Origin of the sequence: Fusibacillus kribbianus (assembly GCF_030053595.1) — a bacterium.
In the GTDB taxonomy this organism is placed as follows: Bacteria; Bacillota; Clostridia; order Lachnospirales; family Lachnospiraceae; genus Lientehia; species Lientehia kribbiana.
The window spans coordinates 20,239-27,189 of sequence record NZ_JASGBQ010000033.1 but is presented as its reverse complement, the minus strand read 5'-3'; the positions used below and the strand labels follow the sequence as shown (position 1 = coordinate 27,189).

Genomic DNA, 6,951 nt, shown 5'->3' with positions numbered 1-6,951 from the left:
ATTCCTTTCTGGCAGACAGATAACCAGCATCATCATGAATCAAATAAAGAGTTTGTGCAAGACTTACTTCCAGTCCAAGAGAAAAAATAATGGTTTGACTGGAAATAAGGAATTCATTCTACAGTTTTCAGCGGTTCTTTGGAATTCGTCCAAACAGAATTTCCCATGATATGGTACAATTTTAATTGCCAATAGAAAAAATTACCCCGGCCCTGTCATATTCCCGGGCCGATCCATAGTACATGAGTGAGGAAGGATGGTGATACATTTGGACGACAAAAAGATCATTGATCTGTTCTTTGAGCGCTCGGAGCTGGCGATCGCGGAGCTGTCTGCAAAATACGGCGCTGTTTTAAACACAATTGCAGGAAACATTCTGAACAATTCCCGGGATGCAGAAGAATGTGTCAACGATGCTTATCTGGGAGTCTGGAATACCATACCTCCAAAACGCCCCGATCCATTGCTGACCTATGTTTGCCGGATCGTCCGCAATCTTTCGATCACGAAATATCATGCCAATACAGCCATCAAACGCAACAGCTTCTATGATGTGGCTCTGGACGAGCTGGAGGACTGTCTGGCTTCTGCTTCCACGGTGGAATCAGAATTGACTGCAAAAGAACTTACCTCTGCCCTTGACCGTTTCCTTGACACACTGGATCAGGAAAACCGGGTGATGTTTGTGCGCCGCTACTGGTATTCCGACTCGATTGCAGAGATTGCAGAGCGATTCCACATCAGCAGTAACCACGTATCGGTTCGTCTGTCACGAACACGCAAACGTCTGAAAGTTTACTTAGAAAAGGAGGGCTACTATTTATGACACGCAGGGAGATTTCTGATGGCGTCGGCAATATCAGCAGCCGGCATATTCTGGAAGCAGCAGATTATAAAACAGCTTCCCAAAAGATCCGTTTTTTCAAAAGACCTGTCGGGCGGACAACGGCTGCAGCAGTCCTTGCTCTGTGCCTGATTGCAGGCCTGATTACAGGCACTCTGCTTGATTCCCCCGGCGGCATGGCTGTGACAGCTTATGCCTATGGAACAGGTGAGGAAATCCCGGAGGCCGGTGCAGTCATCCGCACAGGCACCATCAGCGACAGCGGCGAAATGGCGGGCCACCCGCTGATGTTCTATCTCTCCGGGAAAAATATTGTTTCTGTCCGCTATTCCTGCAAAAATGAACAGCTTGAATTCATGGACTGGACAGAGAAACGGGATGAATATGGACTTGCTCAGAATTTCACGATTTCCTACGGTGAGGAGGACGACGAATACGCTTCCCTTCTGATCGACTGGGTTCCCAATACTATCATCCGGGAACTGACCGATCATTCGGACAGTTCCATCTCTTCCCTGCCGGAGGAAATGAGAAACGATGTTATTGTAATGGAAATCACCTTCGGAAATGAAAAGACGGCTGTCAAGGCGATTCAGGTTTCTCTTCTGGATGACGGAACCTTCTTTGCCTCCTTTAGCGACTATCAGATCAGAGAAACCGATGCTTTTGTGAAGCGCCCGGACAGTGCACCTCTTTCTGCCTCCACCCCTTCACCGGAAACCGACGGCAACACTCTGGCAGAAGACACAGAAAGCTCCATGTCCGTCGATATGGAGGGTGCTCTTGTATCGGCAAAGGCGACTGCCGAAGCTTACTATAAAAAGACCGTTTTTCAGGTCATATCCATGGAGGCCGTTGATCAGACAGTGGACCAAATTTCATTCTCCGTCCGTGTGACCAAAGACGGTGTTTTACAGGATCCGGATCGCACGATCTGGCTGCAGCTTATAAACGGCAGCTGGGAGGTCGTCAATGAAGGATACTGACCTGACATGACCGGACGACAGAAAAAAGCTGTTTTCAACCGACTGAAGTCGAAGTTGAAAACAGCTTTTTTATTGTTTCTTTTCAATCCTGCCGGCTGCTATGCCGTTTCAAACCTGCTCTCAGATATTCAGCAGATCACTGTATGCTTTCAGCGCTCCGTCTGTCTCATGGGCAAGGACTTTCTTGGCCAGAACCTTACCCAGCTGCACGCCTTCCTGATCGAAGCTGTTTACATTCCATACAAAGCCCTGGAACATGATCTTGTTCTCAAAGTGTGACAGAAGTGCTCCCAGCGCCTTCGGATCCAGTGTTTCACCGATGATGATGCTGGACGGACGGCCGCCGTCAAACTTTTTATTGAGATTCTCATCTTCCTTGCCGCATGCAAAGGCAACGACCTGAGCTGCCGCATTGGCGCAGAGCTTCTGCTGGCTTGTGCTTCCCTGAATCACCACATCGGTGCCGATCTGGCTGTTCTTAAATCCGACAAACTGAAGCGGCACGATATCGGTTCCCTGATGAAGCAGCTGATAGAAGGAATGCTGTCCATTGGTTCCCGGCTCACCGAAAAGCACGGGACCGGTCGGATAGTTGACAGGCTCGCCAAAACGGTTCACCGATTTTCCGTTGGATTCCATATCCGCCTGCTGCAGATGTGCCGGGAAACGGCTCAGTGCCTGAGAATAAGGAAGCACTGCAGTTGCCGGATAACCAAGTACATTTCTCTCATAAACACCGATCAGGGCATCCACCATGGCCGGGTTTTCCAGTACATTTTCATTGGCTGCCAGCTTGTCCTCCTCTGCTGCACCTTCCAGGAACTGTGCAAATACTTCCGGTCCGAAGGCCAGTGACAGTACAGCTCCGCCCACTGAGGAAGTGGAAGAGAACCGTCCTCCGATATAATCATCCATGAAAAATGCCGCCAGATAATCCTCACTCTTTGCCAGAGGAGAGGTCTCGCTGGTGACAGCGATCATATGCCTGGAAGCATCCAGTCCCGCATTTTTCAGGGCATCCTTTACAAATGATTCATTTGTCAGTGTTTCCAGTGTCGTTCCTGACTTGGATACAAGAATGAAAATCGAATGGGCAACATCGATGGAATTCAGGACTGCTGCCGCATCGTCCGGATCTACGTTGCTGATGAATTTTGCTTCCATCTTGAACAGGCCATTTTTCTTTGCCCAGTTCTCCAGTGCCAGATACATGGCGCGGGGACCGAGGTCGCTTCCGCCGATACCGATCTGTACAACAGTTGTGAATTTTTCTCCTGCTGCATTTGTGATCTCGCCGGCATGAACCTTATTTGCAAACTCTGCGATCTTTTCCTGCTGCTCCACATAGAATGCTCGCTTGTCAACTCCGTCTGCCACAACAGCATCTCCCAGCTGTCCGCGGGTCAGATGATGAAGAACAAGACGTTTTTCTCCTGTATTGATCACTTCTCCATTGTAAAGAGCTTTGAACTTATCCGCAAGCTGTGCCTCTTTCGCCAGCTTCTCAAGACCTTCCAGGACCTGATCGTCCACCTGCTTTGCCGCATAATTGTAGGTAAGACCGGCTGCCATCGGGATACTGTATTTTTTCACACGATCCGCACCATTTTCACCGGCCATAACCTCTGCGAGCTTCACACGTTCGATTTTGGGAAGCTCCTCGTAGGAAGTGAGCGTGTCAAAGTTGCTCCAGGTAACCATAATAGATTTCCTCCTCATATTTAATCAGTAAAAACTCCTCAACCAGTTTTATTATACTATTATCACTGCCCGAATTCAAGACCGGGAAGATTTTTGTGGTTATAAATACTTCCGGACAAATCTTTCTATGATTCTTGTGTCCAAAACGACTTGTTCCGTCTCAAATGTAAGAATCAGCCGGTCTCCCGGATAAATATCATTTTCTTCATAAGCATGTATCTTTTTTACCGCGTTTTGTGCATACTGAGGATCGTCCATCCTGCCATCATGTTCCCAATAAACTTCTTCCCCCGTCTTTTTTGACAGAAACGTAAAATCCGGATATACGATTCCAAAATTCTTCAGATACAACGGACATTCATATTTATAGAAAATCCCATTTCTGTAAAAATAATCCGCCAGGATCTTTTCTGATTTGGAGCGTACCCGTTCCCCTTTTTCTGTCAATATGACGGGCAGCCCTTCCCGAAAGCTTTTCCCCTCGTATGGCTTCTCCATCCACCTTTGTAATTGCTGTTGCCAGGCAGGCTCAACCGGTTGAATCAGCTTCTGTCGTTCGCCATGTTCTTTCAAAAATATTTTTTCTATTTCTTCCTCATCATAATCTTTTAAAATTCTCTGAATCTGCATCAGCCTTTTCCCTGCCAGCTTGAGAATCTTTTCATCATAAGACTTCTGTGCCAATCTGCGGATGAGACTCTCGTTTTTCTTTGAAATATAAGTTCCGGCTTTCTTTCCTCTCTCGGTACAGCAGTAATACTGTGTCCAGTTCTTTCTTTTTGACACCCGAAGACGCCCACAAGGCGCGTCTTTCAACTGTTCTGTTGTTTTCTGGAGAATTTGCTCCAGTCTTTTTTGTTCCTGCAGTAACATTTCTTTCAGACCTTTCATATGAACTTTTTCCTTTCTTTATATTGGTATTATTAATTTGATTTTCTGATTCTAAGCGGTACTTCTCCGTCCTGCTGCAGTACTTCGCCGGGGCCTTCTACCGTTGCATTTGCGCTTTCCTCCTCTGGAGCCGTACTTCGCCGGGGACTTCTACCGTTGCATTTGAGCTTTCCTCCTCTGGAGCCGTACTTCGCCGGGGACTTCTACCGTTGCATTTGGACTTTCCTCCTCTGGAGCCGTACTTCGCCGGGGACTTCTACCGTTGCATTTGGGCTTTCCTCCTCTGGAGCCGTACTTCGCCGGGGACTTCTACCGTTGCATTTGGGCTTTTCTCCTCTGGAGCCGTACTTCGCCGGGGACTTCTACCGTTGCATTTGGGCTTTCCTCCTCTGGAGCCGTACTTCGCCGGGGACTTCTACCGTTGCATTTGGGCTTTCCTCCTCTGGAGCCGTACTTCGCCGGGGACTTCTACCGTTGCATTTGAGCTTTCCTCCTCTGGAGCCGTACTTCGCCGGGGACTTCTACCGTTGCATTTGAGCTTCCGCAGTTCTGAACGGTACACTTCACCCGGCCACATACTAACACCCGCAAATCAACATCCGCAAATCAACAGAAGCAAGCTGGCAAGAATATCAAAAATTGTTTTTTAAAAAAATCAGGGATTATAAGGATTATAAGAAACAAAAAACACTAAAGAATTAAAAAGATCGGACGGATCGCCGATGCATACCTGACTTCATGTCCGTATGCATCGGCTTCCCTGTATGGATTTGTTTATTGATTGCCTGACTCGTGCTGTTCAGAGTCCTTGGATTCATTGCTTTGCATTTTGCTCAGCTCTTCCTCTTCCAGCACGCGGTATGCTACCTTGCCCACTAACGTTTTGGGCATATCGTCTTTGAATTCAATGTCGTAGGGCATGGCATACTTGGCAATATGCCTCCGGCAGTAGGCCAACAGTTCCTCGCGGACAGCCTTGTCAGGCTTTACTCCGGCAGCCAGCTTGACAAAGGCCTTGACCTTCTGCATCTTGTATGGATCCGGCACACCGATGACACAGCTCATCTGCACCTTCTCATGGGCGTCCAGAATATTCTCGATCTGGCCGGGATACACATTGTAGCCGGAGGATACGATCATGCGCTTGGCGCGCCCCTTGAAATAGACAAAGCCCTGTTCGTCCATGGTACCCAGATCTCCGGTGTAAACCCAGGTCAGGCCGTCTGCATGAGTGCGCAGAGTCTGCGCCGTCTCCTCCGGATAATTCATATATTCTGTCATGACCGTTGGTCCTGCCAGAAGGATCTCCCCTTCTTCGCCATAGGGCAGCTCTTTCTCGGTGCCGGGAGCAACGATCTTGATATAGGTATCGGGGAAGGGCAGGCCGATGCTCCCCTCCTTGAACATGTGGGACGGGGTCAGACAGCAGGCGGTAACCGTTTCCGTGGTACCGTACCCCTCCCGCACCTGAATGCTGGCCTTGTGATCATACAGAAACTTATCCAGTTTCTTTTTCAGCTCGACGGAAAGAGAGTCTCCGCCGGAAAACACGCCCTTCAGACAGCTTAAGTCAACTCCGTCCATGCTGGGCAGACGCAGCAGTGCCTCATAGAGAGTAGGCACACCTGCAATGAAGTTGCAGCGTTTTTTGACCAGATCCTTGGCGTAGCTCTTGGGCGTGAAGCGGGGGACCAGAATGCAGCGCCCGCCGTGGGTCAGCATGGTATGGATACACACACCCAGACCGAAGCCATGGAAAATAGGCATGGCAGCCAGCATCTTGTCACCGGGGCGGAACATGGGATTGGTAGCGATCACCTGCTGACTCAGTGCGTTAAAGTTGCGGTTGGTCAGTACGATCCCCTTTGTGGTGCCGGTCGTGCCGCCGGAATAAAGGATCACGGCGGGAGCGTCATTGCCCCGTTTCACCTTGTAGTTGTAAAAGCAGCAGCGGCTCAGCTTCAAAAAGTCCTTCCACATGATAACAGGGGCATCTTCGGGAATCTTTTCAATCTTGCGCCCGGAGGTCAGCATATAGCCTGCCTTGATGGGTTTGCTGAGCTCGTCCTTGATGCTTGCAATGATAATGTTGACCAGCCTGGTATTATGACGGATCCGCTCAAATTTATGGTAGAACTGATCCAGCGTAATGGCGGTAACCGATTCCGACTCGTTCAGATAGAACTCAATTTCCTTTTCCGCTGACAGCGGATGGATCATATTGGCAATGCCGCCTACCAGGTTGACGGCGTAAAACAGATAGATAGCCTGCGGACAGTTAGGCATGGCAATCGTGACCCGGTCTCCTTCCCGGACGCCGATGGTCTTCAGTGCTTTGGCACAGGTCTCTACGCCCTCCACCAGTTTTTTATAGGAAGTGGCTCTGCCCATAAAATCGAACGCCACATAGTTGGGATATTGTTTTGCCACAGATTCCAGCATCTCAAACATGGAGCCGTCAAAATAGTCCAAATGCATGGGGACATCACCCATGTAATCTTTCCAGGGAGTTTTTGCTGCTGTTTCCAT

5 protein-coding genes are annotated in these 6,951 nt (G+C 49.0%); 2 read left to right on the top strand and 3 right to left on the bottom strand.

All coding sequences use genetic code 11. The features are described 5' to 3' along the window. Positions 1–268 precede the first annotated feature (268 nt). The gene (locus QJ036_RS13210) at positions 269–826 is read left to right on the top strand and encodes an RNA polymerase sigma factor (protein ID WP_283231841.1); all 558 of its coding nucleotides are present in this window, start codon (positions 269–271) and stop codon (positions 824–826) included. Beyond that, positions 823–1,830, top strand: a complete 1,008-nt coding sequence (locus tag QJ036_RS13205) for a hypothetical protein (protein ID WP_283231840.1) — start codon at positions 823–825, stop codon at positions 1,828–1,830. The genes QJ036_RS13210 and QJ036_RS13205 overlap by 4 nt, the downstream gene beginning before the upstream one ends. 120 nt (positions 1,831–1,950) lie before the next feature. On the opposite strand, the gene QJ036_RS13200 is transcribed toward QJ036_RS13205, so the two are convergent. The 3 genes from QJ036_RS13200 to QJ036_RS13190 form a co-directional block, all read right to left on the bottom strand. After that, entirely contained in the window at positions 1,951–3,531 is a 1,581-nt protein-coding gene (locus tag QJ036_RS13200) for a glucose-6-phosphate isomerase (protein WP_283231839.1), read from the bottom strand. Between the two features lie 99 nt (positions 3,532–3,630). After that, a complete protein-coding gene (locus QJ036_RS13195) occupies positions 3,631–4,422 on the bottom strand; it encodes a hypothetical protein (protein WP_283231838.1) in 792 nt (263 codons plus the stop codon). Positions 4,423–5,196: 774 nt separating this feature from the next. Continuing rightward, positions 5,197–6,951, bottom strand: a complete 1,755-nt coding sequence (locus tag QJ036_RS13190) for a class I adenylate-forming enzyme family protein (protein WP_283231837.1) — start codon at positions 6,949–6,951, stop codon at positions 5,197–5,199.